The sequence below is a fragment of the Pseudomonas sp. MYb541 genome (assembly GCF_037479595.1).
Classification (GTDB): Bacteria; Pseudomonadota; Gammaproteobacteria; order Pseudomonadales; family Pseudomonadaceae; genus Aquipseudomonas; species Aquipseudomonas canadensis.
Map to the genome: position 1 here is coordinate 24,997 of NZ_JBBGYS010000043.1, position 25,233 is coordinate 50,229.

Consider the following 25,233-nt stretch of genomic DNA (forward strand, 5'->3'; position numbering starts at 1 on the left):
CCCCATCAGGAATCCACGCACCGAAGCAGGCTGACCTGCGTCACCCGGCGGTCCTCCACCGCCGCCACCGTCAGGCGCCAGCCCTCATGTTCCAGGCTGTCGCCCACCACTGGGAGGCGATCCAGCAGACTCATCACCAGGCCGGCCAGGGTCTGGTAATCGTCGGTCGCAACCGCGTTGAAGCCCGTGCGCTGACGCACCTGATTGAGGTTCAGTGCACCATTGGCGCGGAAACCAGCGCCCTCCTCGACAATATCCGGCCCTTCGATTTCGCTGGCGTCCGGCAGCTCACCGGCGATGGACTCGAGAATGTCGGTCATGCTCAACACACCCATGAAGTCACCGAATTCGTTGATCACGAACGCAATGTGAGTGGATTCCTGACGCATCTGCTCCAGGGCGTTGAGGATCGAGAAACTGTCCAGCAGGTTGATCGCCCGGCGTGCCAGGTGCTCCAGGTTCGGCTCGTTACCGGCCAGGTATTCCTTGAGCAACTCCTTCTTGTGCACAAAGCCCAGCGGTTCATCGACGGCGCCGTTGCGGATCAACGGCAGTCGCGAGTAGGACGAATGCATCAGTTTCAGGCGAATGCTGTCGGGATCGTCCGCCAGATCGATGCAGTCGACCTTGGCCCGCGGTGTCATCAGTGTGCGAATCGGCCGTTCGGCCAGTTGCAGCACACCACTGATCATCACGCGTTCGCGTCGATCAAACAGCGGGCCTTGCGCAGCATCCGGCTCACCCAGCAGGTCGGCAACCTCATCGCTCACCTCTTCCACCGCCAGGCTACGACCGCCGAGCAAGCGCATCACGGCATGGGCCGTACGCTCACGTACTGGCAACACACCTTGCGCCGACTTCTTGCGGCGGGCCCGTGCGATCTGGTTGAACAACTCGATCAGGATCGAGAAACCAATCGCTGCGTACAGGTAGCCCTTCGGAATATGGAAGCCCAGGCCTTCGGCGGTCAGGGCGAAACCGATCATCATCAAGAAGCCCAGGCACAGCATGATCACCGTCGGGTGCGCATTGACGAAGCGGGTCAATGGCTTGCTCGCGACGATCATCACGCCGATGGACACGATCACCGCGATCATCATCACCGCCAGCTCGTCCACCATGCCCACAGCGGTAATCACCGCATCCAGGGAGAACACCGCATCCAGCACCACGATCTGCGCCACGATCGGCCAGAACATCGCGTAGGCGGCATTGCCCGTGCGCTGGGCCACATGGCCTTCGAGGCGCTCATGCAATTCCATGGTGGCCTTGAACAACAGGAATACACCACCAAACAACATGATCAGGTCACGGCCCGAGAAGCTCTTGTCGAACACCTCGAACAACGGCTGCGTCAGGGTCACCAGCCAGGAAATACTCGCCAATAGGCCCAGGCGCATCAGCAGCGCCAGGGACAGGCCGATCAACCGCGCACGGTCACGCTGCTCCGGCGGCAACTTGTCCGCCAGGATCGCGATAAACACCAGGTTGTCGATGCCCAGCACCAGTTCCAGCACAATCAAGGTCAACAGGCCGAGCCAGGCCGTTGGATCCGCTAACCATTCCATTTATTGAGTCTCTTCAGTCATCGATTTTCAGAATGCCGGGCACGGCAAGGCGCGGTCAGTGGACCGGTACAAGGTTAGCAGTCGGAATACGGGGTGCTTCAGAGGGAACAGCGGCAGCGCAAGTCTTGGGGAAAGACGACTGGGGGGCTCCGAAAGGGTGTTCATGCAAGGCCTGAAATAACAAAAGGACTTGAATCCTACATCTGAAACACAATTCTCCTACAACGCAAAACTATTACAAGATCTGTAATCTCACCTGTCGGAGCCGGCTTGCCGACTCCTACAGGGGCATCGTGGTGTCAGGACTTACGGGTAGCGTCGTCCAACGCCAGAATGGTATGCGCATTGGTCACCGTCGTGGCCAGCGTATTGATCACCCCCGACCGCAACGCCCCCAGCGTCGCCGCCGCCTTGGTATTTTCGCTGGCAATCGCCACCACATCCGGTATGCGAAACAACTCCTGCACCGTCAACCCGATCACCCGCCCCTGGATCGCGTTGACCGCCGGCTGCCCGTGAATGTCGATAAAGTCATAGCCCATCATGTCACCCACGGTGCCGGACAACCGGGCCTGGGCGATTTCCTGCGGTGAGAACCAGCCCATGCGCACCATGTTGCTGTTCTCACTCATGTCGCCAATACCGATCAACGCAATATCCGCGCGCCGCGCCCTATCCAGCGTGGAGCGCACGGTGTCGTTATTGATCAGCACCCCGCGCAACTCCGGGTTCGCCACCAGGGCCGGGGCATACAAGCTTTCACTCTCCCCCCCGAAGCGCAGCGCCAGGCGCCGGCAGATATGGTCGGGGTTCATGTATTCGCCGGCCTTGAGCGAACCACCGATGGCGCAGACAAATGTGCAATTGCGTGTCACCGGCAAGAATACGTTGTCCGCCACCGCGCCGACGTTACGCCCCATGCCTACCGCGACAATCATGCCATCGCTCAGCGTCTTGTTCAGGTAGTTGGCCACCAGACTGGCAACGGCCGAGCGCTGGGTGTCGGGGTCGCTGTGGTCCACGGCAATCAAGGCGCGGTCCAGCTTGAAGCGCTGCACCAATGCCTGCTCCAGCTCGTTGTTCATGGCCGGGTGCTGCAGCACGCGCACCTCGACGATCCCCTCATCGCGCGCACGCTTGAGCAAGCGGCTGACTTTCGCCCGCGACAGGTCGAAGCGCTTGGCAATGGCTTCCTGAGTGACGTTCTCAAGGTAATAGAGCATTGCCACTTCGGTCATCTGATCGATATCGCTGGCAATGCGCTGGGTACTGTCACTCATGGGGACGGGCTTCCGTTTCGGCGTCAAAGGCGCATTCTCCCGACTCTTGCCCCGTTTAGTCCACTACTGATGCCCGTCGCGCTCGATCGCATTGATGCGCTCGACCTTGGCGCCGGAACGTGCCGACTCGAACTCCGACTCCAGGAATGATTTGACGACGCTTTTGGCCAGCTCCGCACCGATCACCCGCGCGCCGATGGACAGGATTTGCGCATCGTTGCTCTTGCGCGCCCGCTCCGCCGAATAGGTGTCATGGGCCTGCGCCGCACGAATGCCCAGCACCTTGTTGGCGGAAATGGCCATGCCGATCCCGGTGCCACACACCAGCACACCCAGGCGCTGCTGCCCGGCATTGATCGCGTTGGCCACGGCCAGGGCGATGTCGGGGTAAAGCACCGGCGCGGTGGAATGGGTGCCGAAGTCGGTCACTGGGTAACCCAGCGCCTCGATATGGCGCTTCAACAGCTCTTTGAGCTCAAAACCCGCTTCATCGCATCCGATAGCCACCGGGAAAGGTGTGTTCATGGCGTCTGGCTCCGCTGCCGTGATCGTACTTATGACTGATCATATGATCACTCAATGAAATTTCGCTCAGGCATTTCGCCGCCAACCACCCCTCACTGTCAAGCATGATTTAACTGACTTGCCAGTCAAAGGCGCCTAAAAAGGCCTTATTGACGAGTAAGACGAGAATCAGTGCTTTTACATGAAAGAGATTGACTGATCAGAATTTCATTTGATACACATATGATCACAGCGAAACATGACTGTGCGACCTAATAAGAATTCACAGCACGAGGACACGCCGATGGCCACGCCATTACTGCTCCAGGCTGAACACGTCGCCAAGGCTTACGCCGGGGTCCCTGCCCTGCGTGACGGGCGCCTCTCTCTGCGGGCCGGCAGCGTCCACGCCCTGTGCGGCGGCAATGGCGCAGGCAAATCGACATTTCTGAGCATCCTGATGGGCATCACCCAGCGTGACGCCGGCAGCATTCTGCTCAACGGCGCACCGGTGCAGTTCAACCGCCCGAGTGAAGCGCTGGCAGCGGGGATCGCGATGATCACCCAGGAGCTGGAACCTATCCCCTACATGACCGTCGCCGAGAACATCTGGCTGGGGCGAGAACCACGCCGCGCCGGCTGCATCGTCGACAACAAGGCTCTGAACCGGCGCACCCGCGAATTGCTGGAAAGCCTGGAGTTCGACGTCGATGCCACCAGCCCCATGCACCGCTTGAGCGTCGCGCAGATCCAACTGGTGGAAATCGCCAAGGCCTTCAGCCATGACTGCCAGGTGATGATCATGGACGAACCCACCTCGGCCATTGGCGAACACGAGGCGCAAACCCTGTTCAAGGCCATCCGCCGCCTGACGGCCCGGGGCGCCGGCATTGTGTATGTGTCGCACCGCCTCAGCGAACTGGCGCAGATCGCCGACGACTACAGCATCTTCCGCGACGGCGCCTTCGTCGAAAGCGGACGCATGGCGGACATTGATCGCGACCATTTGGTACGCGGAATCGTCGGTCAGGAGTTGACTCGCATCGACCACAAGGTCGGTCGCGAATGCGCTGCCAACACGTGCCTGCAAGTCGACAACCTGAGCCGCACCGGGGAGTTCCACGACATCAGCCTGCAATTGCGCCAAGGCGAAATCCTCGGCATTTATGGCTTGATGGGCTCGGGGCGCAGCGAGTTCCTCAACTGCATCTATGGCCTGACGGTCGCGGACTCCGGCAGTGTCACCCTGCAAGGCAAGCCCATGCCGATCGGGCTGCCCAAGGCGACCATCAATGCCGGCATGTCGCTGGTCACCGAAGATCGCAAGGACAGTGGCCTGGTGCTCACCGGCAGCATTCTTTCCAACATTGCCCTGTCGGCCTACAAGCGCCTTTCGAGTTGGTCGCTGATCAATGCGCGCAAGGAAACCCAGCTGGCCCAGGACATGGTCAAGCGCCTGCAGATCAAGACCACGTCCCTGGAATTGCCGGTGGCATCCATGAGTGGCGGCAACCAGCAGAAAGTGGTGCTCGCCAAATGCCTGTCCACCGAGCCGGTCTGCCTGCTGTGTGACGAACCGACCCGTGGCATCGATGAAGGCGCCAAGCAGGAGATCTACCACCTGCTCGACCAATTCGTACGCGGCGGTGGCGCTGCCATCGTGGTGTCGTCGGAAGCGCCGGAACTGCTGCACCTGAGCGATCGCATCGCCGTATTCAAGGGCGGCCGGCTGGTGACCATCAGCACCGACACCGCCCTTTCCCAGGAAGCCTTGTTGAGTCTTGCCTCATGAATGCCAAAACCCTCGCAGCACCTGTCACTGCCGCGCCGCGCAATCGCCTGCGTCTGTCCCTCGACCGCTTCGGTCTGCCGCTGGTGTTTATCCTGCTGTGCGTGGTGATGGCGTTCTCCAGTGAATACTTCATGACCTGGCGCAACTGGATGGACATCCTGCGCCAGACCTCGATCAACGGCATCCTCGCGGTGGGCATGACCTATGTGATCCTGACCAAGGGCATCGACTTGTCCGTGGGCTCGATCCTGGCCTTTGCCGGGTTGTGCAGTGCCATGGTCGCGACCCAGGGGTACGGCTTGCTGGCGGCGGTCAGTGCCGGGATGTTTGCCGGCGCGATGCTCGGCGTGGTGAACGGCTTCATGGTCGCGAACCTGTCGATCCCGCCATTCGTGGCCACCCTGGGCATGCTCAGCATTGCGCGCGGCATGACCTTTATCCTTAACGATGGCAGCCCGATTACCGACCTGCCCGACGCCTACCTGGCGCTGGGCATCGGCAAGATCGGCCCGATCGGCGTGCCAATCGTCATCTTCGCCGTGGTTGCGCTGATCTTCTGGATGGTGCTGCGCTACACGACCTACGGCCGCTATGTGTACGCGGTGGGCGGCAATGAAAAGAGCGCACGCACCTCAGGTATCGGCGTGCGCAAGGTGATGTTCTCGGTGTACGTGGTCTCGGGCCTGCTCGCCGGACTGGCCGGCGTGGTGCTCTCGGCCCGCACCACTTCTGCCCTGCCCCAGGCCGGAGTGTCCTATGAACTGGACGCGATCGCCGCCGTAGTGATCGGCGGCACCAGCTTGTCGGGCGGTACCGGCAGCATTGTCGGCACGCTGTTCGGCGCACTGTTGATCGGGGTGATCAACAACGGGCTGAACCTGCTCGGCGTGTCCTCTTATTACCAGCAGGTCGCCAAGGGCCTGATCATTGTGTTCGCAGTACTGATCGACGTGTGGCGCAAGAAAAAACGCTAGAGAACGACCCACAACAATAACCGGAGTTCTACTCATGAAACTTGGTACCACCTTGGCCGCCACAGCGGCCCTCTCCCTGCTCGCCTGCAGTATCGCCCTGGCCGCCGATGGCAAGACCTACAAGGTCGGCGCAGCCGTCTACGGCCTTAAGGGCCAGTTCATGCAGAACTGGGTCCGCGAGCTCAAGGAACACCCGGCGGTCAAGGACGGCACCGTGCAGTTGACCGTGTTCGACGGCAACTACGACGCCCTCACCCAGAACAACCAGATCGAAAACATGGTGACCCAACGCTACGACGCCATCCTGTTCGTACCGATCGACACCAAGGCCGGCGTCGGCACCGTCAAGGCGGCCATGAGCAACGACGTGGTGGTCATCGCCTCCAATACGAAAGTAGCCGATGCCTCTGTACCGTATGTGGGTAACGATGATGTCGAAGGCGGCCGCCTGCAGGCCCAGGCCATGGTCGACAAGCTTAATGGCAAAGGCAACGTGGTGATTATCCAGGGGCCGATTGGCCAGTCGGCGCAGATCGACCGGGAAAAAGGCGAACTGGAAGTGCTGGGCAAACACCCGGACATCAAGATCATCGAGAAAAAGACCGCCAACTGGGACCGCGCCCAGGCCCTGGCGCTCACTGAAGACTGGTTGAACGCTCACCCCAAAGGCATCAACGGCGTGATCGCGCAGAACGACGACATGGCCCTCGGCGCCGTGCAGGCCCTGAAGTCCCACGGGCTGACCTCCAAGGACGTGCCGGTCACCTCGATCGATGGTATGCCGGACGCGATCCAGGCGGCGAAAAAAGACGAAGTCACCACCTTCCTGCAAGACGCCCAGGCCCAGTCCCAGGGCGCGCTGGACGTGGCGCTGCGCGCACTGGCCGGCAAGGACTACAAGCCGCAGTCGGTGATCTGGGAGCGCTATGCCAAGGATGTGAAATGGGGGGATGGCACGGCGAAGAACTACATCCTGCCGTGGGTGCCGGTCACCAATGCCAACGCCGATGCGCTGTACAAACAAGTCAGCGGCTCCAAGTAGTACACGATCAAAATGTGGGAGCTGGCTTGCCTGCGATGGCATCAACGGGTTGCGACTGACACACCGAGGTGCCTGCATCGCAGGCAAGCCAGCTCCCACATTGGATCTTCAACACCTTTGAAAATGGAGTCATTCATGTCTGGATTCTGGAACCAAGCCTTCGACCTCACCGGCCGTTGCGCGGTGATTACCGGTGGCGCCGCCGGGATCGGCCTGGCCTGTGCCAGCCTGCTGGTAGAACGCGGCGCCCGCGTGGCGCTGCTGGACCGTGACCCGGCAGTGGTCGAGGTAGCCGCCAGCCTGGGCGCCGGGCATCTGGGCATTGCCGTCGACCTCGGCCAGATCGGCCAGATACAAACCACCATCGACACGGTTTTCGAACACTTCCAACGCCTGGATTACCTGATCAACAGCGCTGGCGTGGTACTGCTGGACAAGGCCATCGACGTGAGCGAAAGCGCCTGGGACACCACCCTGGACATCAACCTCAAGGCCAGCTTCTTCGTGGCCCAGGCCTGCGCCCGGCACATGCTCGCCCATGGCAGCGGACGCATCGTCAACCTCGCCTCCCAGGCCGCCGTGATCGGCCTGGACCGGCACGTCGCTTATTGCGCCAGCAAGGCCGCCATTGTCGGCATGACCAAAGTACTGGCCATGGAATGGGCCCCTCACATCAACGTCAACGCCATCTCCCCGACCATTGTGGAGACAGCCCTGGGCAAGAAAGCCTGGGCGGGCGACGTGGGTGAAAAGGCCAAGCTGCAGATCCCGGCGGGCCGCTTTGCCCAGCCGGAAGAAATCGCCGGGCTGGCGTTGTACCTGCTCAGTGATGCGGCGCAGATGATCACCGGCGCCAACATGGTGATCGACGGCGGTTACAGCATTCAGTAATTCATCTTCTTGTCGTGAGGTTTTGTCATGTCCACCGTCACCGAACGCACACCCGAACAACTGTCCCCAGTCATCCCGAAAACCATGCAGGCCGTGGTGTGCCATGGCCCGGAAGATTACCGCCTGGAAACCGTCGACGTGCCTACGCCCGGCCCCGATGAAATCCTCACCAAAGTCGAGTTGTGCGGCATCTGCATGGGCGACATCAAGACCTATCGCGGCGCCCCCTCGTTCTGGGGTGACGCCGAACAACCCCGCTACGTGAAGCCACCGATGATCCCCGGCCACGAATTCGTCTGCCGCGTGGTTGCCCTGGGCCCAGGCGCAGAGAAGCGCGGGGTGAAGGTCGGTGATCGGGTGATTTCCGAACAGATCGTGCCGTGCTGGGGCTGCCGCTTCTGCAACCACGGCCAATACTGGATGTGCCAGAAGCACGACCTGTATGGCTTCCAGAACAATGTGCAGGGCGCCATGGCCCAGTACATGATCTTCACCAAGGAAGGCATCATCCACACAGTGCCGGAGTCCATCGCCCCCGACGAAGCGATTTTGATCGAGCCACTGGCCTGCTCGCTGCACGCGGCGGAACGCGCCAATGTCGACCACGACGACATCGTGGTGGTCGCCGGCGCCGGCACCCTGGGCTTGGGCATCATCGGTGCCGTGCGCCTGCGCAATCCGAAAAAGCTCATCGTGCTGGACATGAAACCCGAACGCGCCGCCCTGGCCCTGCGCATGGGCGCCGACGAAGTCTGGAACCCGGCCGAGGTGGACGTGCTGGCAAAGATCCGCGAGATCACCGAGGGCTATGGCTGCGACATCTATATCGAAGCCACCGGGCACCACAAGGCAGTGAACCAGGGCCTGGCGATGCTGCGAAAACTGGGGCGTTTCGTCGAATTCAGTGTGTTCAACGACGAGGCCACCGTAGATTGGTCGATCATTGGTGACCGCAAGGAACTCGACATTCTCGGCTCACACCTGGGGCCGTATATGTACCCACGTGCCATCGACTTTATCGGCAACCGCAAGATCGACATGCGCGACGTGGTGACCCACAAATTCGCGCTGGCGGATTTCAAGGAAGCCTTTGCCGTCATGGAGCGTGGAGACAAGTCACTCAAAGTGGTATTGGAACCTTGAACCGCCCATTCCTTATAAAAAGAACACAGGAACCCGCGTTATGAATCGAGTCATCAACGATCCGGACCAGGTGGTCGAGGACATGCTGCGCGGCATTCTGGTCGCGCACCCCGAACTGCGCCAGTTCGAGACCAACCCACGCGTCATCGTCAAGGCCAAGCCTTCTGCGCCGGGCCGCGTCGGCATTGTCACCGGCGGCGGATCGGGCCACGAGCCGGCCTTCCTTGGCTATGTCGGCCCGGGCTTGGTGGATGCCGTGGCGGTCGGCGAGATCTTTTCCTCACCCACCGCCAAGAGTTTCTTCGACGCCTTCCGCGCCGCAGACCATGGCGCAGGCGTGGCCTGCCTTTACGGTAACTACGCTGGCGACAATATGAACGTGAAGCTGGCGATGAAAATGGCCGCCAGCAAAGACATGCGCATCCGCACGGTGGTCGCCAACGACGACGTAGCGTCCGCCCCCAAGGCCGAGATTGCCAAGCGCCGTGGCGTGGCCGGGGAGATCTTCATGTGGAAGATCGGTGGCGCTGCTGCCGCGCAGCACTACGACTTGGACGAGGTGATCCGGGTCGCACAGAAAACCGTGGATAACTGCCGCTCGATTGGTATCGGCCTGACCCCCTGCACCATTGCAGCAGTGGGCAAACCGAACTTCCAGATCCCTGACGGCCAGATGGAGCTGGGCATCGGCCATCATGGCGAACCCGGCATCGAGGTGATCCCGATCGAACCGGCTGCCGCCATGGCTGAACGCATGCTCGCGCCGATCCTCGCCGACCGTGATTTCGGCCAGGACGACAGCGTGGTGGTGCTGGTCTCGGGCCTGGGCGCCACGCCGGTCATGGAGTTGTATGTTTTCTATGCCGAGGTCGAAAAACAGCTCACGGCCAAAGGCTTGAAGATTCACCGCTGCTACGTCGGCAACTACTTCACCTCCCTGGAAATGATGGGCGTGACCCTGACCCTGCTCGGCCTTGACGCAGAGCTTGCCACCCTGATCGATCAACCCTGCCGCTCCATCGGCATGACCCAGGCGGAGTAAACCATGAGCCAGCATTTTTCCACCCGTGACGGCGGCGCCATCGTCAGCGACCTGGTCAGCGTGATCGTCGCCAACCGCGAATACCTCAGTGAAATCGACGGCGCCATCGGCGATGGCGACCACGGCATCAACATGGCCAAGGGCTTCGCCCATTGCGGACGCACCATTGAAGGACGCCAACTGACCCTGGCCGAGGCGCTCGACGAGTTGACCCTCAGCTTGATGGAAGGCATCGGCGGCTCCATGGGGCCTTTGTATGGCAGCCTGTTTATCGGCATGGCCGATGAAGTGCGCAGCAGTGATGACATCAACGCCGCAACCTTTGCTCATTTGCTGCGGGGCGGCTTGACCTCGTTGCAGGACATTACGGATGCGGGTGTGGGCGATAAATGCCTGATGGACACCTTGATCCCGGCGGTTGAGGCTTTTGAGCGCGCGCACGCCTCAGGCGCCTCCTTCAGCGACGCTCTGAATGCGATGAAAGCCGCCGCGTCACAGGGCCGCGATTCGACCAAGGACCTGGTGGCCAAGATCGGCCGCGCCAGTCGCCTGGGCGAACGCTCCCTCGGCGTGCTGGATGCCGGCGCGGTGTCGTGCTGCCTGATCCTCACGCGTCTGGCCGATTCGGTGCAGCCGCGACTGTCTGCTTGACCTGCTGGATATACCGCACGACCGCCGGCGCTTTTTCGAAGCGCCGGTGAATCAGCGATAGCCACGACGATGCGTCAGCGCCCTGAATGCTGCGGTACACCACGCCTGGCAAACTCACGTGCCCCACCATGGACGCCGGCACCACCGCCACGCCCTGCCCGAGTGACACCAGCGCCACCACCGCCACCAACCCACCGGGTTGCGGCCCCAGGCGCGGTGCGTAGCCACCTTGCGCGGCCACCTGCAAGGTGCCGCTGATTTGCTCCGGCAAGATAAATGTCTCGTTCTCCAAATGCTGGCAACCGATGGCCTTGAGCCCCAGCAGCCACGAGTCCTGGGGCAGCGCCAAGACAAACCCTTCGCTGTCCAGGCGCACCGCCTCGACCCCCTCCGGCAGCGTCATGGGCGAGCGGATGTAACCGATATCGACACGCCCGTCCGCTACCGCGCCAGGCAACGTCGCCATCGCACATTCGCGCACATTCACGCTCACATCCGGAAACGCCTGGCCGAACGCCTGCATTTGCCGCTGCAACAGGCCCGAATACACCGCCGACGCCACATAGCCCAATTCGATATGGCCGATCTCGCCACGTCCGGCGCGCTGAGCATTGCGCTGGGCGAACTCGAACTGGCGCACGGTAGCCTCGGCTTCGATCAATAAGGCAGCACCGGCTTCGGTCAGGCTGACTTCGCGTTGCTGGCGGATAAACAGACGCGTCCCCAGCGCCGCTTCCATGTCTTGGATCTGACGGCTTAACGTCGGGGGCGCAATGCCCAAATGCTCCGCGGCCCGCGTGAAGTTGCGCTGGCGGGCAACGGCCAGGAAGTAGCGAAAATGACGAATATCCATAACAGCATTAGCTCAAAGGTAATGAAGTACTTCATGGCGGCTAACAAAGATACCGCCGGCCGGGCATAAGCTCACAGCACCTGAACACTAAAGAGCCTTTGCGATGTCCGTCAACCGCCTTCTCCGTATTGCCTGCAAGGTAATTCAACCATGAACCGGGTCAGTCCACGCCTCACACTGCTGACCGCATCCGGCGTTTGCTCGCTGATCGTGCTCGACACCAACATCGTCGCCGTGACGCTGCCCAGCATCGCCCGCGACCTGGGGGCGAACTTTGCCGACATCGAGTGGGTCGTCAGCGCCTATATGCTGGCGTTTGCCGCACTGCTATTGCCCGCCGGCAGCATTGCCGATCGCTTTGGCCGCAAGAAGACCCTGGTTTGGGGGCTGAGCATTTTTATCCTGGCCTCCCTGGGCTGCGGCGCCGCCCCCAACGCTTTACTCCTAGACATCGCACGCGCGATCAAAGGCGTCGGCGCCGCCCTGCTATTGACCTCGGCGCTCGCCTCCATCGGCCACACCTTCCATGACGACGTGGAACGGGCAAAAGCCTGGGCCTTCTGGGGCGCGTGCATGGGCGTGGCCATGACCGCCGCGCCGACCCTGGGTGGTTTGATCACCGAGTACCTGGGCTGGCGCTGGATTTTCTATCTCAACCTGCCGGTAGGCCTGGGGCTGATGGCGCTGGTGCTGCGCGCCATTGAGGAATCCCGCGATACCCAGTCGGCGCGACTCGACCCTTGGGGCAGCCTGGCCTTCAGCGCCGCCCTGCTGTGCCTGATCTGGGGTTTGATCGAAGCCAATCGCATCGGCTGGGACAGCCCGTTGACCTACGCCCGGCTCATAGGCGGCGCGGCATTGCTGGGCGTATTTGTCGTCGTCGAACGTGTACAACAGCGACCCATGGTCGACCTGCAACTGTTCCGTCACCCGCGCTTTATCGGAGCCTTGCTGGGCATGTTCGCCTACGCCGGTTGTGCCCAGGTGATGATGACCTTGTTGCCGTTCTACCTGCAGAACGGCCTGGGGTTCTCCGCGATCGCCTCGGGCCTGGGCATGCTGCCGTTTGCGCTGACCATGTTGATCTGCCCACGCATTGGCGCACGCCTGGCGGGGCGTTTCGCGCCAGCAACGATGATGGCGGCCGGCTTGACCCTGGTGGGCTGCGGCAACCTCTTGAGCGCCTGGGCGGTAAACGTGGGGGGTTACCTGCCTTTGCCTTGGCGATTGCGGTGACAGGCGCCGGGGCAGGCCTGCTCAATGGCGATACGCAAAAAAACATCATGGCCTGCGTGCCGCGAGACCGTGCCGGGATGGCGTCCGGTATGAGCACCACCATGCGCTTCAGCGCGATCATGTTGGCGATCGGTGTGTATGGGGCGTTATTGAGCAGTCATAGCGAACAGTTGTTGAGCGCAAGCATCGACCCACAATGGCGGGCTCAGGTTAACGGCATTGCTTCACGCGTAGTCGCGGGTGATATGCCAGCGGCGATGAGGTTGTTGCCGGAGTCGGCACGGGTGTTGGTGCAGCCGCTGGCACAGCAGGCATTTGTGGGTGGGTTCAGTGGCGTGCTGTGGGTGGCGGGGTTGTTGGGATTGCTGGGGGCGCTGGTGGTGGGGATATTAATGAGAAGCCCCATACCAGCAGTGCAACAGGCCTCAATGAAACCTGCGCACCGCTGATCATTTTTACCAGAATCGCTGCTGGGTCAACCGGCTCCACCAGGTCAGCAGCACGCGGTCCACCGAACCACTGGCCGCCAGGCCTACGCGCTCCTGCAAGCTCTTGCGCTCGGCATAGTGCAAGTGGAACACCTCGGCGGTCTTGGCCTTCGTGGCCAGGTATTCATCGCTGGTTTGCAGCTCATCGACCAGTTGCTTGTCGAGGGCTGCAACACCCAGCCACACTTCTCCGGTCGCGACGTCATCAATCGCCAACTGCGGGCGGTAACGCGAGACGAAGTTCTTGAACAGTTGATGGGTGATGTCCAGGTCTTCCTGGAACTTCTCGCGGCCCTTCTCGGTGTTTTCACCAAACACCGTGAGGGTGCGTTTGTACTCACCGGCAGTCAGCACTTCAAAGTCGATATCGTGCTTTTTCAGCAGACGGTTGACGTTTGGCAGCTGCGCTACCACGCCAATGGAGCCGAGAATGGCAAACGGTGCGCTGATGATCTTCTCGCCGATGCACGCCATCATGTAGCCGCCGCTGGCCGCCACCTTGTCGATGCACACGGTCAACGGCACGCCGGCCTGGCGGATACGCGCCAGTTGCGACGAAGCCAGGCCGTAGCTGTGGACCATGCCACCGCCGCTTTCCAGGCGCAGCACCACTTCATCCTTCGGCGTGGCCAGGCTCAACAAAGCGGTGATTTCATGGCGCAGGCTCTCGGTGGCCGACGCCTTGATATCGCCATCAAAATCCAGCACGAATACCCGTGGCTTGGCCTCGGCTTTCTGCTTGCCCTTCTTCTTTTCAGCCTTGCCTTCGGACTTGCGCAGGGCCTTGAGCTGGTCCTTGTCGAGCAGCGTCGATTCCAGGCGTTCACGCAAACCCTTGTAGAAATCATTGAGTTTGCTGACCTGCAATTGACCGGCGGATTTGCGACGACCTTTGCTACGCAGGGCCGCGAAGCTGATCAGTACCACCAGAATAGCGACCACCAGAGTGACGGTCTTCGCCAGAAAGCTCGCGTATTCGGCCAAAAAATCCATGGTTCTCCTTACAAATGCAGTGCGCCAGGCGCGGATTGCCCAAGCATACCGACGGGGCTTGCCGGGAGCCAGTGCTCAAACCGCCACCAGGCGCCCTCCAACGCGCTTTTAAAACAAGCGTATGTTTTTTCATTGACAGCTCGCAGGCATCCTCATAACCTCGCCAGACTTTCAACGTACCGGGAAAACGGACGTGGGCAGCATCTATCTGATTCGACATGGCCAGGCCTCCTTCGGTGCAGACGACTATGACGTCCTGTCGCCCGTCGGCGTGGAACAGGCACAGGTGCTCGGTCGCCACCTGGCCGACATGGGCCTGGTGTTCGACCGCTGTGTGGCCGGCGACCTGCGCCGCCAGCAGCACACAGCCACCGCCGCGTTCGATCAGTACAGTGCCCTGGGCCTGCCGGTGCCGCCGCTGGAAATCGACAGCGCCTTCAACGAATTCGATGCCGACGCGATCATCCGCGCACTGCTCCCAGATCTGCTCACCACCGAACCCGAAGCCCTGGAGATCCTGCGCAATGCCGCGCAGAACCGCAGCGAATTCCAGCGCATCTTCGCGCTGATCATCGAGCGCTGGCTGGCCGGCACCTATGATCCACCGGGGCTGGAGAGTTGGCTGGGCTTTGTGGAACGTGTCCAGGGTGGCTTGCAACGCATTCTTGAAGCGGCGGACAACACGCAGAAAATTGCGGTATTCACCTCCGGCGGCACCATCACCGCCTTGCTCCACCTGATTACCCGGATGCCTGCCGCGCAGGCCTTCGAACTGAACTGGCAAATTGTTAACACCTCGCTCAACCAGCTGAAATTCCGCGGTCGCGAGGTGGCACTGGCTTCCTTCAACAGTCATACCCACTTGCAACTGTTGAAGGCGCCGCAGCTCATCACGTTCCGATGAACTGCGGCCAACCGTGACCCCAAGGTCACTGGACTCTACCCTAAAGGATCGAAACCATGACTGACGTAGCCAAAGCTGTAGAAGCAATGAAAGCCAAATTCAACCCAGCCGCCGCCGCCGGCCTGGACCTGGTGTTCGGTTTCCGTATCGACGACACCCAGAACTTCTCGCTGGTGGTGAAAAACAACACCTGCGAACTGCTGGAAGGCGAAAACCCAGACGCCCAAGTTACCCTGGTGACCGACGGCGAAACCATGGAAGGCATCGTCAGCGGCGATACTGACGGCATGCAGGCCTTCATGAGCGGCAAACTGCGCACCGAAGGCGACATGATGCTGGCGATGAAGCTGAGCGAGCTGTTCCCGGCTTGATTCACGGGCAACCCTGAATCCCGATCCCGCCCTTCCCGGCGGGATTTTTTTTGCCCGCTATCTTGAATCCGCTACCGGCTCCTTGAGTTTTTCTTTAGGTTTGCCCTGCCCGCGCAGGTACAACGCCTCGACCAGTTTTTGCCGCTCGACCTGGGGCAAGGTGCTGGCAAACTGCGCCAGCGTGGTGTCCACCAAGGCACGAAGCGCCATATCCGCCTCGCGAGCCTTGGCCAATTCGGTGACCAGCACATCCCGGTCCAGCGTCGGTGCCTCCAACTGCTTGATCACCCCCAACCGCGCCTCCCGCCCGGCCATCACCAGCGGCTGGCTATCGGCACGGTTATGGCGCAACAACTGGCGCAGTTCCCGTCGCCGCTCCGGCGGCAACTTGACCATCGCCTGCCGCAGCCCATGCTGGTTGACCGCCGCCTCGGCAGGCTTGGCACTGGCCATCCAGTGGTAAACCGCCCCGCCCACTCCGCCCATCAAAAACACATTGAGCAACACCGAGACCAGCAACCACGGTTTAAGAGATTGGGTACTCATTGCTCGGATTCCTCGGCATTGACGGTAAAGATGACTTGCGCATCGCCTTGGTCAAACACACTGGGCAACACCTCGGCGGACACCATCGGCAGCGGTACGCTCATGGACGCCACCAGCATGCCGGTGACAACACCGGCAATACCCACGCCCACCAGTCCCGCCGGTGACAGCCAACCGGCATAGCGCGACCAGAACGATGTCCGGCCCGGCGCCGACTGGCGGATCTGCCGGGCCAGCGCCGGGTCGGTGAATGCCAGTTGATGGCTGTCCAGCTGGGCGTCGAGCCAACTGGCCTGATCCAACACTTCTCGGGCACTGACATTACCGCCGTCGAGCAGCGCCTGAGCCGCCCCGCGCTCAGCCAGGGGCCAACGCTGTAGGTTGGCGCCATAGGCGTCGGCCAGATAAGCAAATCGTTCGGGTGTCATGATGTTCCCCTTCCTGGGCGGGCAAGCCCGGGTGTATCGGCAAGTTGGCTGCGCAACTGGCGTCGGGCCCGCGAAAGCAGGCTCTCCAGTGCCTCGACGCTGATATTCATCAGGGCCGCGGCGTCGATGTTCGACAGCTCCTGGTAGTACTGCAACACAATCGCCTCGCGCTGACGCGCGGGCAAAGCGGCCAGCGCGGCGGCCATGCGCGCGTTGCGGTCGGCGCTTTCCAATTGTTCATCCAGAGGTGGTGCGCTGTCCGCCAGCTCCAGCGCCTCCTCCTCGTTCAAAGGACGTTCCTTGCGCCGACGCAAGCGGTCATGGCACAGGTTGAGCGCCACCCGATGCAGCCACGTGTCGAAGCGCGCCTCGCCACTGCGCCAACTGGCCGCCTGGCGCCAGATGCGCAGGAAGCTTTCCTGGGCCACGTCCTTGGCTTCGTCGGCATCCCCCAGGATCCGGCTGGCGAGCGCCAGCAGACGCGGCAGTTTGCGCGTCACCATTTCGTTAACGGCCGCAGGTTCGTTGTTGCCGATACGTGCGAGCAGTTCAACGTCCGGATCAGAGTCTTTCAATCGGGCAATTCTCGGTCAGCGGATCCAATGCCCTTCGCGCCAGTACCAGTTGGGACCGTGGGCTTCCCAATGGCCGGGCTCCCAGCGCGCATTGCGCATCACCGGCTGCCAGTGGCCTGGCACCCAGCCATAGCCACGCCCTTCCCAGCGCCAGTGGCCACGGTCCCAGGCGTAGCCCGGTCGCTCCACGGGAACCATTTCCACACGCTCCGGTGGCGGCGCCTGGCGGATGATGATTTCGGTCTGGGCAAACACCGGGGTGCTGACAAACGCGGCAAGGGCCAGCGGAGCAAGCAAGGCAAAGCGCAATGTGGCCAGGGGTCTCATGGCAACTCCTTCATGCAACGGGCGAAAGTGCCGGTCGCTGATGGGTTGAACGGGGCGTGTCGAAAAATCCGTCGCAGGACGCGCAGATTATTTACGCAGGCAGTATTGCCCAAGGGATGAAGGCGCTTGATGAAAGGTTTGCAAGCTTCGCGACGGATTTACGCAGGTGGCAACGTTGAAGGATTAACGCTGATCAACCCAAGAGGAAACACCATGTCCCGCCGACTTTATATGCTGGTTGCCGCACTGCTGATTGCCAGCCTCAGCGGCTGCGTGATCGTGCCGGAACACCGCCATTGCTGCTGGCGCTATTACGGCGCGCTCGATACGCCGACCCACAGCGTCAACGGCTAGCCGACTGCCGCAAAACCCCGGCGCCCGGCCTTGATTTCGGTGCGCAACTCGCCAATCAGGTTTGAGATGGAACGGATGCTGTCCAAACCTTCGGGGGACACGCCGGTCAGCAGCAGGTCGACCCGGCCGGACACTGGCTCGAAGATATTGATGCGCAACGAGCCGTCGCTGTTGAGCGTGCAATCGCACGCCAGCGGCAGGAAACCCGAGGCCATGATGCGGTTGAGATCAGCGATTGAAATCATGACAAGTTCCCATCCCTGAGCCTCACCCGGTAGTTGTGATGGAGACAGATTAGATGAGGTTCTACCGGGCATGGAAGCATTAATGCAAAAGTGTTAGCCATGCCTCATTTCGCTCCGAAAGCGCCGAATCACTGACGCCAGAAAACCCGCTGTTCGACCTCTCGTCTGCTGCTCTGGCGAGCGCTTGACTCGAAGCGTCGATCACAAGACGCTCTTGGCTTTTCGCCATCATCTGAGCCAAACCACCATGAGCATCGACCCTCCGAGCCAGCCCGACAGCGATGTGTACAAGACCTTGCTGGAGTCGACCAAGGCCATCCCTTGGCGTATCGATTGGCAGAGCATGACCTTCAGCTACATCGGCCCGCAGATCGAGGCATTGCTGGGCTGGACCCCGCAGAGTTGGGTGAGCGTGGACGACTGGGTCGAGCGCATGCACCCGGACGATCGGGAATACGTGGTGAATTTCTGCGTGTCGCAATCGCGCGCCGGGGTGGACCACGAAGCGGACTACCGCGCGCTGACCGTGAATGGCGACTACGTATGGATTCGCGATGTGGTGCATGTGGTGCGCAAGGACGACGAGGTCGAGGCGCTGATCGGGTTCATGTTCGATATCAGCGAGCGCAAGAAGACCGAAGAACACCTGGTGCGCCTGCAAAAACAACTTGAGGAATATTCCTACCAGGACGGCCTGACCGGCATCGCCAACCGGCGCATGTTCGACACCGTGCTGGAGCGCGAATGGGCCAGCGCCCAGCGCAGCCAATTGCCCCTTTCGCTGATCATTCTGGACATCGATTTTTTCAAGCAGTACAACGACCATTACGGCCATATCAAGGGCGATGAATGCTTGCGCCAGGTTGCAAATACCTTGTCTCAGGCGGCCAACCGACCACGGGATTTCATTGCACGTATCGGCGGCGAAGAGTTCGTGTGGCTGCTCCCGGAAACCGACGCAGAGTCTGCCAGGCAAGTGGCGCAGCGCTGCCTGCACCTGATCCGCCAGCAGCAGATCGAGCATGGTTTTTCGGCGGTGTCGAACCTGCTGACCCTGAGTCTGGGCGTCGGTACGCGCATCGTGAAACCCGACAGCCCGATGCTGGGGTTTGTCGAAGAGATCGACAAGTTGTTGTATCAAGCCAAACGCAATGGGCGGATGCGCGCGGAGTTCGCTGACGGTGAAGTGTGACGCGAAGGTCAAATCGCAGGCAAAAAAAATCCCAAGTAGCTGATGGAAACTTGGGATTTAAAAATGCATAAACCGTGGGAGGTGAACGCCCGGCTATAGTAACGATTGTAAAAACCTGTAACAAGATTATTTTAATCCTTTCGTCGGATTAAAATCGCTGTAAGTCATTCAATAACCACACATTTTTTAAGGTAGCGCGGTCTATGCGTGCCACTTTTTGGTGCAACTACCGACACTATTTCCACTTATAAAAAAGGGTTATTGGATTAAAGCGGCGTCGCACTATTGGATATACGTCCATTCAATTGCTTACACGCTTCGTGTATTTCAAGGCTATTGGGAAGTACCGAGCGCCTTACACTTTCTACCTGCCTGCACAATGCCAGGCGTTCGTTGGCGGCTTCCCGCTCGCGGTCAATCTCGGCGTTGAGCCGCACAAAATAGAACCCCAGCAACACCGCAGCACAGAGCACGCCGAGCACGAAGTAGCGAAAGCTGTTGGACGACGGCGGCTCGGGTGGGTTCATGACGTTATTGCGCCCTGCTCTTCTCGTAACGCACATCATCGCCTTCCACCGGGCCGACCACGCTCCAACCCAGCCGCTGATAAAACCCGTTGGCACGAATTCCGTCACGGCCGTCGGTAATCAAGAACAACCGATCATGGTGTTCAAACAGTGCGGCCTCGGCCACCGCCATCAGTTGACGGCCCAGGCCCAGGTTCTCGAAATCCGGCCGCACGAACATCGCGAATACCTCGCCTTCGGCCAGGTCGACCATGGCAAAAGCGGCAGGCTGACCCTCCGCCTCGGCGATCCAAACGCAGGGCGCTGCGCGGATGCTGTCAGCCAATACCTGGGGCGTTATGCCCAGGTCGGCCATTTGCTCGACACTCAAATGGTTTTGCACCACCGAGGTGCGAATGGCGAAGAGCGTGTCGACATCGTCCTGCGTCGCCAGGCGGATGAGCGTTTGCATACTGGCCTCCCTAGTAGAGGGCGCAATTGTATGCAAATAGAAACACAGTGAATGTCGTGGATTTGTAAAACTCCCTACAGCGCTTCGCTTTGCTGCTGGCGACGGAACTGCCCCGGCGCCACCCCATGGGCCTTGCGGAAACACCGGGAAAAATATGCCTCGTCGGTGAAACCGCAGCGGTGCGCGATCACGCCAATCATTTGCGCACTGTTGAGCAACAAGGTGCGCGCCATCTGCATGCGCCGGTCGAGCACCAGTTGCGAGAAGGGTTTGCCGGTTTCCTTGCGTAACAGGTGAGTGAGGTAGTTGGGCGACAGGAACGCCGCCGCCGCTGCATCCGTGAGGTTGAGGGTCGGTTCATGCAAGTGCTCGCGGATATAGCCCTGCACCCGTGCCAACGCATCCTTGCGCCCGCGCCGCGTGGCATTGTTGGCGGCGAAAGCCTGCAAGGGCTCGGCGTACTGCTCACAGACCAGGCCGATCAGTTGAAACAGGTAGCCCTTGAGGCGTTCGCGGGCGCCGAAGGTGCGGTGGGCATCGAGTTCGCGCATGTGGGCAAGCCAGGTTTGCACCTGCTCGAACGCCGCGTCTTCGAGAATGAAGTCCAACTGCTCCTGGAAGCGAAACGGCGACAGCTCCGGCGCCTGGCCGATGGGAATGTCTTCCAGGTCCAGGGGATCGCAGGTGAGCTGCGGTAGGAAAAACGCCTGGCTGAAGTTGATCAGCATGAATTCGCCATCTTCGGGATGGGGAATCACATGCAAGCGATGGGGCAGGATGAACGCCAGGGCCTTGCGCGGAAACGGCCGCACCGCGCCGCCGATATGCTGCACGGTGTCACCGCCGAGGTTGATCTGGATCTGGAAATACTCATGGCGATGGGGGTTGGTCAGCGCCGCTCGCCCGCGTTTGTCGCGGATGTAGAAGTCGGGGCGGTCGCTGCGCTGTTCCATGCCGTAAGTGGTGACGCGGGTGCCTGGCATAACGGTCTCTCGGGTGGCCTGGGCACCACTGTAGCCTCAACCCTGGCTGAGGGTGAAACGCAACTCGCCGATGCCGTCGATGCCAGCACTGATCTCGTCGCCCGGTTGTAACGCACCGACGCCTGCGGGCGTACCGGTGAAGATCAGGTCGCCGGCTTTGAGCGCGACCGACTTCGACGCATGGCTGATCACTTCACTGACGGACCAGATCTGGTCGGCCAGGTCGCCCACCTGGCGCTGTTCACCGTTCACTTTGAGCCAGATCTTGCCGCTGGACGGATGCCCGACCACGCTCACCGGTTGCAGCGCAGTCGTCGGTGCGGACGCATCGAAAGCCTTGGCCCAATCCCACGGGCGTGACAGCTTTTTCGCCTGGGCCTGCAGGTCGCGGCGGGTCAGGTCGATGCCGACGCCATACCCCCAGATGTGGGAAAACGCCTGTTCCGGGCTGATGTCCACCCCGCCCTTGCCGATGGCTACCACCAGCTCCACTTCGTGGTGCAGGTCGGCGGTCAGCGGCGGATAGGCGATCACGCCTTCGGCCGGCACCACGGCATCCGCCGGCTTCATGAAGAAGAATGGCGGCTCGCGGTCAGGGTCATGCCCCATCTCACGAGCGTGTTCGCTGTAGTTGCGACCCACACAGAACACCCGGCGTAGCGGGAAGCGTGCTTCGCTGCCCTGCACGGCCAGGGAGGGGGTTGGCGTAGGTGTGAATACATAGTCAGTCATGGCTTGGGCCTCTTCGGTTACCTGGCGCCAGTATGGCGAGTGGCGCCGGGGCGAAGTTGGACAGGTCTACGCAGATTTTGCACTGGACGGTGCTTCAGAAGGTCGATCCAACAGGCGATACAACGGCAGGCACGCCGCCTGGATCAGCAACATGCGGATCACCTGCATCGCCGTCACCAGGGTCACGGCCAGACCCAGGGCCTCGGCGGTGAGGCTCATTTCCGGCGCGCTGCCGGGCATCATGCCCAGGGCCAGCGACAGCCACGGCATGCCCAACCCGGCACCCAGCGCCCAAGCGGCCAATGCGCTGGCAATCACCGAACCGATCAATAGCAGCAGCACTTTGCCCAGCAGGCCCGGCGCGCGGCGGAAGAAACTGCGGTCAAACGCGACGCCCAATGCGCAGCCAATCAGCAACTGGCCGCTGCCGCTGAGCCAACCCGGCATGCTCATCGACAGGTGATTGCAGCCCACCCCCACCGCGCAAATCAGGAACGGCCCGAAGGTCCAGGGGTTAGGCAACTTGCACTGCTTGAAACCCAAGGCCGCCAGCCAGCCCACGGCGAGGATGAAGATCAGCCAGGGCCAGATCACCGGCAATGGCGCATGCGCAGCGACGGGGGGCATGCCGAAAGTGGCGACAGCCGGCACCGTCAAAAGAATCAGCAATAATCGGATGCTATGGGCGGCGGCGATAAAGCTGGTGTCCGCCTGGCGTTGGCGGCCCAGGTGCACCATCTCGCTGGAGTTGGCCGGCATCAAGGCGAAGAACGCCGTGCCGAACGGCACGCCCCAGCGATGCAGGATCAGCACCGAACACAGCGCCAGTACCAGCGTCAGCAACACCGCCGTGACGATCAGCCCGAGATGAGCCGCCACTTGCTGCATCACCGGCAGCGTGAAATGACAGCCGATGGCAACCGCCACGATGAGTTGCCCGGCTTGGCGGCCATGGGGAATTTCCGGCACCAGGCTGCCAGCGCAACGGGTCAGCATCACGGCGACCAGCGAACCGATCACCCAGGGCAACGGCCACCCCGCCCAACTGGCAAGGCTGCCGCCCAGCGCGCCGATAATCAGTGTGAAGAGCCAATGGTTGGGCATGGTGGGGTACTCGGCATGGAGAAGAATGCCGACAGGCTATAGACTTGCCTTCATCACAGAAAATATCCATTTGTGAAGCAAGTCATCACTCTTTGTTATGCGAGCCGTCATGAACCTGAAAGCGCTGGAGTACTGCGTCGAGATCGCCCGTCAAGGCAGCTTCACCAAAGCCGCCCAGGCGTTGCACGTGGCACAGCCGGCGCTGAGCATGGCGGTGAGCCGGTTGGAGGATGAGTTGGGCGTGGCCCTGTTCAACCGCGCAACGCGGCAGATCAGCGTGACTGCCGAAGGCCAGCTGTTCCTGGCACGCGCCGAGGCGTGCCTTGAAGGCTTGGCCGGTGCCCGCCGTGAATTGCAGGACCTGACCCAACTGCACAGCGGCGAAATCCGCGTGGGCGTACCGCCCATGTACGGCATCCGCCATATTCCCGACCTGCTGATGCAATTTCGCGCCCAGTACCCCGGCATTGCCATGCATGTGGTGGAAGGCAGCGCCGATGACATCAGCGAACGCCTGGCCACGCGGGACATCGATGTGGCGTTGTTGGAGTCGCGGCGGGTTGATCCGGCGTGGGAGTCGGTGCTGCTCGGCAGCGATGAGATGGTGTTGTGCATGGCCGAAGATCACCCGCTGGCGGGCCTCTCGTCCATCTCGGCGCAGCGGCTGCAACACGAACCGATGCTGGTGTTCGACAACACTTTCCTGCAGCGCCATCTGCTGGACGCCTTTTGCAGCAACGCCCGCGTGCGTTTCAACATCGCCCTGGAAAGCAACTTCGTGCCGTTGGTGATTACCGCCACGCGCAACGGCATGGGCGTGTCCACCTTGCTGCGATCGGTGCAGGAGCAAGAACCAGGGTTGGCCGGCGTTTCATTCGAGCCGGCGCAATTCATGCACTTCAACCTGTGCTGGCGCGCCAGCGAATACCTGTCCCAGGCCAATCGGCGGTTTATTGAGACGGCGAAGGTGTATTTCCAGGAAGACGCCAGCTCGCCGCTGTCACGTTAAGCCCTTATTTGCGTGCGACTTTGTAGCGCACGCAATCCTGATAGAAGCCCTGGCGGATCGCCTCGGGCTTGAGCCGTGAACGGCTGTCGTAGGTCTGTTCGGTAATGCCCATAGCCATCATGCGCATCCATGATTTGCTGAACTTCATGCTTTGGATCTTCTGCCGCGCCGCGTACAACGACACGCCCGACAGCTTGAGTTCCTGGGCCCTGGCGGCGGTGCCGGCGCCCCAACTGCACATGTACTTGTCACCCTCGCGCAGCTCCCGCGCCTGCACGGCAGCCGCGCCGCCGGCCAGGGAGCAGGCGATCAGCATGATTCCAACAGAGCGCATTTGCATCCTCACCTAACCACCTGAAAATAAAAGCGATTCTGGCGAGGATTTTGTTACAAAGGGGCCATTAAATTGCCTTATTGCGCAAGGTTTCAGTTAGCCGCAGCCGGCGTGGTGCGGAAGGTGATGCCCAGGCGGTTGAATGCGTTCATCAAGGCAATGCCGTAAGTCAGGTCGGCCAGCTCCTTGGCGCTGAACTCGGCGGCGGCCGCTGCGTACTCTGCGTCCGAGACGTCGCTGTGGGTGACCGCTTCAGCGAAAGCCAGGGCGATACGTTCGCGGGCGGTGAACACATCCCGTGCGTCGCGCCACACCGGCACCAGCACCAGCTTGTCCACGGCCAAGCCTTGCTTGAGCAGGTCACGCGAGTGCATGTCGATGCAGAAGGCGCAGCCGTTGATCTGCGAGACGCGCAGGTAAACCAGGTCGATCAGCGCCTTGGGCAAGCCGCTGTTCTGCAGGTAGACATAGACGCCACCGAAAGCCTTGTAGCCTTCCGGGGATGCTTGGGTGTAATCGAGGCGAGTGGTCATGATAAATCCTGATGACGTTGAGTGAAGGCACCATGTTGCAGCGCCATGGCTCACCTCTGAAGAGCCAAGAATGGGCCCGGTGACCGGACCATGATGGTCTAGTCAAATGTTGCAGTTATGGTCCTTGGGTACAGGTCATGCAGCCGCTACAGTTAAGGCAG

At 61.1% G+C, this 25,233-nt stretch carries 29 protein-coding genes and 1 pseudogene; 13 read left to right on the top strand and 17 right to left on the bottom strand.

What is annotated here, in order from left to right; all coding sequences use genetic code 11:
* Positions 1-5: 5 nt before the first annotated feature.
* The 3 genes from WH299_RS23430 to rpiB all read right to left on the bottom strand — a co-directional run bounded on the left by WH299_RS23430 (position 6) and on the right by rpiB (position 3,373).
* Positions 6-1,568, bottom strand: coding sequence for a TerC family protein (locus WH299_RS23430; protein WP_339551422.1), 1,563 nt, complete (start codon positions 1,566-1,568; stop codon positions 6-8).
* A gap of 299 nt (positions 1,569-1,867) precedes the next feature.
* A complete protein-coding gene (locus WH299_RS23435) occupies positions 1,868-2,848 on the bottom strand; it encodes a sugar-binding transcriptional regulator (protein WP_028616426.1) in 981 nt (326 codons plus the stop codon).
* 63 nt (positions 2,849-2,911) lie between these two features.
* Positions 2,912-3,373, bottom strand: a complete 462-nt coding sequence (gene rpiB / locus WH299_RS23440) for a ribose 5-phosphate isomerase B (protein WP_339551423.1) — start codon at positions 3,371-3,373, stop codon at positions 2,912-2,914.
* Positions 3,374-3,656: 283 nt separating this feature from the next.
* Between rpiB and WH299_RS23445 the strand changes: the two genes are divergently transcribed.
* The 7 genes from WH299_RS23445 to dhaL all read left to right on the top strand — a co-directional run bounded on the left by WH299_RS23445 (position 3,657) and on the right by dhaL (position 10,887).
* Complete coding sequence (locus WH299_RS23445) at positions 3,657-5,144, top strand: sugar ABC transporter ATP-binding protein (protein ID WP_123476781.1); 1,488 nt, start codon at positions 3,657-3,659, stop codon at positions 5,142-5,144.
* On the top strand, positions 5,141-6,118 hold the full coding sequence (locus WH299_RS23450; protein ID WP_016977121.1) for an ABC transporter permease: 978 nt from the start codon (positions 5,141-5,143) through the stop codon (positions 6,116-6,118). Before WH299_RS23445 ends, WH299_RS23450 begins: the two co-directional genes overlap by 4 nt.
* Positions 6,119-6,152: 34 nt before the next feature.
* Entirely contained in the window at positions 6,153-7,160 is a 1,008-nt protein-coding gene (locus tag WH299_RS23455; RefSeq protein ID WP_122727673.1) for a substrate-binding domain-containing protein, read from the top strand.
* Positions 7,161-7,295: 135 nt separating this feature from the next.
* A complete protein-coding gene (locus tag WH299_RS23460) occupies positions 7,296-8,051 on the top strand; it encodes an SDR family oxidoreductase (RefSeq protein WP_126571655.1) in 756 nt (251 codons plus the stop codon).
* Positions 8,052-8,078: 27 nt separating this feature from the next.
* Positions 8,079-9,194 (top strand): MDR/zinc-dependent alcohol dehydrogenase-like family protein, encoded by a 1,116-nt coding sequence (locus WH299_RS23465; protein ID WP_122727668.1) that lies wholly within the window; start codon positions 8,079-8,081, stop codon positions 9,192-9,194.
* A gap of 40 nt (positions 9,195-9,234) precedes the next feature.
* Complete coding sequence (locus WH299_RS23470; protein WP_123476777.1) at positions 9,235-10,236, top strand: dihydroxyacetone kinase subunit DhaK; 1,002 nt, start codon at positions 9,235-9,237, stop codon at positions 10,234-10,236.
* Positions 10,237-10,239: 3 nt separating this feature from the next.
* A complete protein-coding gene (gene dhaL / locus WH299_RS23475) occupies positions 10,240-10,887 on the top strand; it encodes a dihydroxyacetone kinase subunit DhaL (protein ID WP_339499539.1) in 648 nt (215 codons plus the stop codon).
* Here dhaL and WH299_RS23480 read toward each other — a convergent pair.
* Positions 10,844-11,740, bottom strand: coding sequence for a LysR substrate-binding domain-containing protein (locus WH299_RS23480; RefSeq protein ID WP_016977115.1), 897 nt, complete (start codon positions 11,738-11,740; stop codon positions 10,844-10,846). The genes dhaL and WH299_RS23480 overlap by 44 nt on opposite strands.
* 150 nt (positions 11,741-11,890) lie before the next feature.
* Between WH299_RS23480 and WH299_RS23485 the strand changes: the two are divergent.
* A pseudogene (locus WH299_RS23485) lies at positions 11,891-13,425 on the top strand (MFS transporter).
* Between the two features lie 6 nt (positions 13,426-13,431).
* On the opposite strand, the gene sohB reads toward WH299_RS23485, so the two are convergent.
* Positions 13,432-14,457: a protease SohB gene (sohB, locus tag WH299_RS23490; protein WP_010210988.1), complete on the bottom strand. Its 1,026-nt coding sequence runs from the start codon at positions 14,455-14,457 to the stop codon at positions 13,432-13,434.
* Positions 14,458-14,650: 193 nt separating this feature from the next.
* On the opposite strand from sohB, the gene WH299_RS23495 reads away from it, so the two are divergent.
* Positions 14,651-15,361 carry a histidine phosphatase family protein gene (locus WH299_RS23495; protein WP_123476769.1) on the top strand — a complete coding sequence of 237 codons (711 nt, stop codon included), beginning with the start codon at positions 14,651-14,653 and terminating at the stop codon, positions 15,359-15,361.
* A gap of 56 nt (positions 15,362-15,417) precedes the next feature.
* On the top strand, positions 15,418-15,732 hold the full coding sequence (locus WH299_RS23500) for an SCP2 sterol-binding domain-containing protein (RefSeq protein WP_339551425.1): 315 nt from the start codon (positions 15,418-15,420) through the stop codon (positions 15,730-15,732).
* Between the two features lie 57 nt (positions 15,733-15,789).
* On the opposite strand, the gene WH299_RS23505 is transcribed toward WH299_RS23500, so the two are convergent.
* Genes WH299_RS23505 through WH299_RS23520 form a run of 4 tightly spaced genes read right to left on the bottom strand, consistent with a single transcriptional unit; the run spans position 15,790 to position 17,608 of the window.
* Positions 15,790-16,278 (bottom strand): periplasmic heavy metal sensor, encoded by a 489-nt coding sequence (locus WH299_RS23505; RefSeq protein ID WP_122727651.1) that lies wholly within the window; start codon positions 16,276-16,278, stop codon positions 15,790-15,792.
* Positions 16,275-16,706: a hypothetical protein gene (locus WH299_RS23510; RefSeq protein WP_122727649.1), complete on the bottom strand. Its 432-nt coding sequence runs from the start codon at positions 16,704-16,706 to the stop codon at positions 16,275-16,277. The genes WH299_RS23505 and WH299_RS23510 overlap by 4 nt, the downstream gene beginning before the upstream one ends.
* Positions 16,703-17,281 carry an RNA polymerase sigma factor gene (locus WH299_RS23515; RefSeq protein ID WP_028616440.1) on the bottom strand — a complete coding sequence of 193 codons (579 nt, stop codon included), beginning with the start codon at positions 17,279-17,281 and terminating at the stop codon, positions 16,703-16,705. Before WH299_RS23515 ends, WH299_RS23510 begins: the two co-directional genes overlap by 4 nt.
* A gap of 15 nt (positions 17,282-17,296) precedes the next feature.
* On the bottom strand, positions 17,297-17,608 hold the full coding sequence (locus WH299_RS23520) for a YXWGXW repeat-containing protein (protein ID WP_028616441.1): 312 nt from the start codon (positions 17,606-17,608) through the stop codon (positions 17,297-17,299).
* Positions 17,609-17,821: 213 nt separating this feature from the next.
* On the opposite strand from WH299_RS23520, the gene WH299_RS23525 reads away from it, so the two are divergent.
* Entirely contained in the window at positions 17,822-17,962 is a 141-nt protein-coding gene (locus tag WH299_RS23525) for a hypothetical protein (RefSeq protein ID WP_162834922.1), read from the top strand.
* On the opposite strand, the gene WH299_RS23530 is transcribed toward WH299_RS23525, so the two are convergent.
* Positions 17,959-18,207 (bottom strand): DUF1652 domain-containing protein, encoded by a 249-nt coding sequence (locus WH299_RS23530; protein WP_028616442.1) that lies wholly within the window; start codon positions 18,205-18,207, stop codon positions 17,959-17,961. The two genes, WH299_RS23525 and WH299_RS23530, sit on opposite strands and share 4 nt — an antisense overlap.
* Positions 18,208-18,454: 247 nt before the next feature.
* Between WH299_RS23530 and WH299_RS23535 the strand changes: the two genes are divergently transcribed.
* A complete protein-coding gene (locus tag WH299_RS23535; RefSeq protein WP_339551426.1) occupies positions 18,455-19,399 on the top strand; it encodes a sensor domain-containing diguanylate cyclase in 945 nt (314 codons plus the stop codon).
* A gap of 266 nt (positions 19,400-19,665) precedes the next feature.
* On the opposite strand, the gene WH299_RS23540 is transcribed toward WH299_RS23535, so the two are convergent.
* The 5 genes from WH299_RS23540 to WH299_RS23560 all read right to left on the bottom strand — a co-directional run bounded on the left by WH299_RS23540 (position 19,666) and on the right by WH299_RS23560 (position 23,196).
* Positions 19,666-19,926: a hypothetical protein gene (locus tag WH299_RS23540; protein WP_073860003.1), complete on the bottom strand. Its 261-nt coding sequence runs from the start codon at positions 19,924-19,926 to the stop codon at positions 19,666-19,668.
* 4 nt (positions 19,927-19,930) lie between these two features.
* A complete protein-coding gene (locus tag WH299_RS23545) occupies positions 19,931-20,377 on the bottom strand; it encodes a GNAT family N-acetyltransferase (RefSeq protein ID WP_126571649.1) in 447 nt (148 codons plus the stop codon).
* Between the two features lie 74 nt (positions 20,378-20,451).
* Positions 20,452-21,360 (bottom strand): helix-turn-helix transcriptional regulator, encoded by a 909-nt coding sequence (locus WH299_RS23550; RefSeq protein ID WP_323625349.1) that lies wholly within the window; start codon positions 21,358-21,360, stop codon positions 20,452-20,454.
* 36 nt (positions 21,361-21,396) lie between these two features.
* Positions 21,397-22,092 (bottom strand): fumarylacetoacetate hydrolase family protein, encoded by a 696-nt coding sequence (locus tag WH299_RS23555; RefSeq protein ID WP_339551428.1) that lies wholly within the window; start codon positions 22,090-22,092, stop codon positions 21,397-21,399.
* Between the two features lie 66 nt (positions 22,093-22,158).
* On the bottom strand, positions 22,159-23,196 hold the full coding sequence (locus WH299_RS23560) for an AbrB family transcriptional regulator (protein WP_123476755.1): 1,038 nt from the start codon (positions 23,194-23,196) through the stop codon (positions 22,159-22,161).
* A gap of 109 nt (positions 23,197-23,305) precedes the next feature.
* On the opposite strand from WH299_RS23560, the gene WH299_RS23565 reads away from it, so the two are divergent.
* A complete protein-coding gene (locus WH299_RS23565) occupies positions 23,306-24,205 on the top strand; it encodes a LysR family transcriptional regulator (protein ID WP_068938018.1) in 900 nt (299 codons plus the stop codon).
* A 4-nt stretch (positions 24,206-24,209) separates the two neighbouring features.
* Here WH299_RS23565 and WH299_RS23570 read toward each other — a convergent pair whose 3' ends face one another.
* Both WH299_RS23570 and WH299_RS23575 read right to left on the bottom strand, forming a co-directional pair.
* Positions 24,210-24,539, bottom strand: a complete 330-nt coding sequence (locus tag WH299_RS23570; protein ID WP_025999890.1) for a hypothetical protein — start codon at positions 24,537-24,539, stop codon at positions 24,210-24,212.
* Positions 24,540-24,631: 92 nt separating this feature from the next.
* Entirely contained in the window at positions 24,632-25,072 is a 441-nt protein-coding gene (locus WH299_RS23575; RefSeq protein WP_068938017.1) for a carboxymuconolactone decarboxylase family protein, read from the bottom strand.
* Positions 25,073-25,233 lie beyond the last annotated feature (161 nt).

What these genes read in the sequence shown, in the direction of transcription:
- WH299_RS23460 (WP_126571655.1), top strand. Translation starts at nt 7,296, where the DNA reads ATGTCTGGATTCTGGAACCAAGCCTTCGACCTCACCGGCCGTTGCGCG.
- rpiB (WP_339551423.1), bottom strand. Translation starts at nt 3,373, where the DNA reads ATGAACACACCTTTCCCGGTGGCTATCGGATGCGATGAAGCGGGTTTT.
- WH299_RS23560 (WP_123476755.1), bottom strand. Translation starts at nt 23,196, where the DNA reads ATGCCCAACCATTGGCTCTTCACACTGATTATCGGCGCGCTGGGCGGC.
- WH299_RS23445 (WP_123476781.1), top strand. Translation starts at nt 3,657, where the DNA reads ATGGCCACGCCATTACTGCTCCAGGCTGAACACGTCGCCAAGGCTTAC.
- WH299_RS23480 (WP_016977115.1), bottom strand. Translation starts at nt 11,740, where the DNA reads ATGGATATTCGTCATTTTCGCTACTTCCTGGCCGTTGCCCGCCAGCGC.
- sohB (WP_010210988.1), bottom strand. Translation starts at nt 14,457, where the DNA reads ATGGATTTTTTGGCCGAATACGCGAGCTTTCTGGCGAAGACCGTCACT.
- WH299_RS23465 (WP_122727668.1), top strand. Translation starts at nt 8,079, where the DNA reads ATGTCCACCGTCACCGAACGCACACCCGAACAACTGTCCCCAGTCATC.
- WH299_RS23555 (WP_339551428.1), bottom strand. Translation starts at nt 22,092, where the DNA reads ATGACTGACTATGTATTCACACCTACGCCAACCCCCTCCCTGGCCGTG.
- WH299_RS23520 (WP_028616441.1), bottom strand. Translation starts at nt 17,608, where the DNA reads ATGAGACCCCTGGCCACATTGCGCTTTGCCTTGCTTGCTCCGCTGGCC.
- WH299_RS23435 (WP_028616426.1), bottom strand. Translation starts at nt 2,848, where the DNA reads ATGAGTGACAGTACCCAGCGCATTGCCAGCGATATCGATCAGATGACC.
- WH299_RS23565 (WP_068938018.1), top strand. Translation starts at nt 23,306, where the DNA reads ATGAACCTGAAAGCGCTGGAGTACTGCGTCGAGATCGCCCGTCAAGGC.
- WH299_RS23450 (WP_016977121.1), top strand. Translation starts at nt 5,141, where the DNA reads ATGAATGCCAAAACCCTCGCAGCACCTGTCACTGCCGCGCCGCGCAAT.
- WH299_RS23535 (WP_339551426.1), top strand. Translation starts at nt 18,455, where the DNA reads ATGAGCATCGACCCTCCGAGCCAGCCCGACAGCGATGTGTACAAGACC.
- WH299_RS23570 (WP_025999890.1), bottom strand. Translation starts at nt 24,539, where the DNA reads ATGCGCTCTGTTGGAATCATGCTGATCGCCTGCTCCCTGGCCGGCGGC.
- WH299_RS23525 (WP_162834922.1), top strand. Translation starts at nt 17,822, where the DNA reads ATGTCCCGCCGACTTTATATGCTGGTTGCCGCACTGCTGATTGCCAGC.
- WH299_RS23510 (WP_122727649.1), bottom strand. Translation starts at nt 16,706, where the DNA reads ATGACACCCGAACGATTTGCTTATCTGGCCGACGCCTATGGCGCCAAC.
- WH299_RS23550 (WP_323625349.1), bottom strand. Translation starts at nt 21,360, where the DNA reads ATGCCAGGCACCCGCGTCACCACTTACGGCATGGAACAGCGCAGCGAC.
- dhaL (WP_339499539.1), top strand. Translation starts at nt 10,240, where the DNA reads ATGAGCCAGCATTTTTCCACCCGTGACGGCGGCGCCATCGTCAGCGAC.
- WH299_RS23470 (WP_123476777.1), top strand. Translation starts at nt 9,235, where the DNA reads ATGAATCGAGTCATCAACGATCCGGACCAGGTGGTCGAGGACATGCTG.
- WH299_RS23505 (WP_122727651.1), bottom strand. Translation starts at nt 16,278, where the DNA reads ATGAGTACCCAATCTCTTAAACCGTGGTTGCTGGTCTCGGTGTTGCTC.
- WH299_RS23575 (WP_068938017.1), bottom strand. Translation starts at nt 25,072, where the DNA reads ATGACCACTCGCCTCGATTACACCCAAGCATCCCCGGAAGGCTACAAG.
- WH299_RS23500 (WP_339551425.1), top strand. Translation starts at nt 15,418, where the DNA reads ATGACTGACGTAGCCAAAGCTGTAGAAGCAATGAAAGCCAAATTCAAC.
- WH299_RS23530 (WP_028616442.1), bottom strand. Translation starts at nt 18,207, where the DNA reads ATGATTTCAATCGCTGATCTCAACCGCATCATGGCCTCGGGTTTCCTG.
- WH299_RS23540 (WP_073860003.1), bottom strand. Translation starts at nt 19,926, where the DNA reads ATGAACCCACCCGAGCCGCCGTCGTCCAACAGCTTTCGCTACTTCGTG.
- WH299_RS23455 (WP_122727673.1), top strand. Translation starts at nt 6,153, where the DNA reads ATGAAACTTGGTACCACCTTGGCCGCCACAGCGGCCCTCTCCCTGCTC.
- WH299_RS23430 (WP_339551422.1), bottom strand. Translation starts at nt 1,568, where the DNA reads ATGGAATGGTTAGCGGATCCAACGGCCTGGCTCGGCCTGTTGACCTTG.
- WH299_RS23545 (WP_126571649.1), bottom strand. Translation starts at nt 20,377, where the DNA reads ATGCAAACGCTCATCCGCCTGGCGACGCAGGACGATGTCGACACGCTC.